Here is a 971-nt window from a genome sequence, read left to right on the forward strand (position 1 = left end):
CTTTTTCACCAGCTATCCATGTGTTTTTCACGCTTTGTGCATCTACGATGCAGAAACTGGTCTGCTTTTCACGCCCACCTTGCTCACGATAGGTTTCAACCAATTTTTTTATGCACTTTTTCGAGAAGACTTGTGCCATTCTCGTCTACTTTCTGCCAAATTTGATAGTAGGCATACACGGTTTTCCAATGTGGAAAATCACTCGGTAGGCGGCGCCATTGGCATCCTGTTGTAAGTAGGTACAGTACGCCGCAGAATACTTCGTACAAATCGACTGTACGAGGACGCGTCTTTTTACGTATGTTTTCTAAATCTTCACGAATCAGTTCAAACTGTTCACGGGATATATTACTTGTACAATTGTGTATCATAGAAAACATCCTTTTTTGTCTATATTATAGCAAAGATTTTAGACAGGTTCTTAAAGGTATTAGGGCATCCTATATGTTTAGAGATTATGCATACATTAATACGTATAGGTCCATTAAATGCATCGGAATTGTGGAGAGCAGTAGGAACCCACAATCTACTGTATCTCAGCATTCAAATAAATTAAAAATATTGAAATTAGTAAGTTACGAGCGCAAGGGATTAGAAGTTTTTTTCGTTGTGGATGATTCAACTATTATTAAAGTTATCAAAACATTAGGATTATAATTTTTCATTGGTAAGAAAGTGAAAGTATGATAGGATAAGAACAACTGTATATTGTGAGGGCGGGAGGTTGCTATCCTTTCTCTGATGTTTAGAGGGAAAGGAGGTGACCGTATGGATTTTTTACTTAACTTATTTCAAAATGCTGTGACATTATTTGTTACAGTCTTTGTAACAGCTTGTGCAAATGAGCTAGCAAAGAAATTGAGTAGTAAACGTAAAAGAACCGCCCTTAGCCATAGTGAACCGCACCCAATTTGTTAGACATTTACTAACAATTGGAGGTGCGGTTTTATTATGTCTAGAAAATATACATT

Annotated in this window: 1 protein-coding gene and 2 pseudogenes; 2 read left to right on the forward strand and 1 reads right to left on the reverse strand. The window is 36.7% G+C overall.

Translation table 11 applies throughout. From position 1 onward, the window contains the following. Positions 1-371, reverse strand: a pseudogene (locus ACQRBL_RS27600) (transposase); the annotation flags it as partial. Between the two features lie 23 nt (positions 372-394). On the opposite strand from ACQRBL_RS27600, the pseudogene ACQRBL_RS27605 reads away from it, so the two are divergent. Together ACQRBL_RS27605 and ACQRBL_RS27610 are read left to right on the forward strand one after the other, a co-directional pair. After that, positions 395-657, forward strand: a pseudogene (locus ACQRBL_RS27605) (ArsR/SmtB family transcription factor). Between the two features lie 111 nt (positions 658-768). Continuing rightward, the gene (locus ACQRBL_RS27610; protein WP_197230594.1) at positions 769-918 is read left to right on the forward strand and encodes a hypothetical protein; all 150 of its coding nucleotides are present in this window, start codon (positions 769-771) and stop codon (positions 916-918) included. The last annotated feature ends 53 nt before the right edge of the window (positions 919-971 follow it).

The organism is Bacillus sp. AF62, from assembly GCF_050312695.1.
Classification (GTDB): domain Bacteria; phylum Bacillota; class Bacilli; order Bacillales; family Bacillaceae_G; genus Bacillus_A; species Bacillus_A cereus.

Coding starts and splice junctions, on each gene's coding strand:
- ACQRBL_RS27610 (WP_197230594.1), top strand. CDS start 769: ATGGATTTTTTACTTAACTTATTTCAAAATGCTGTGACATTATTTGTT.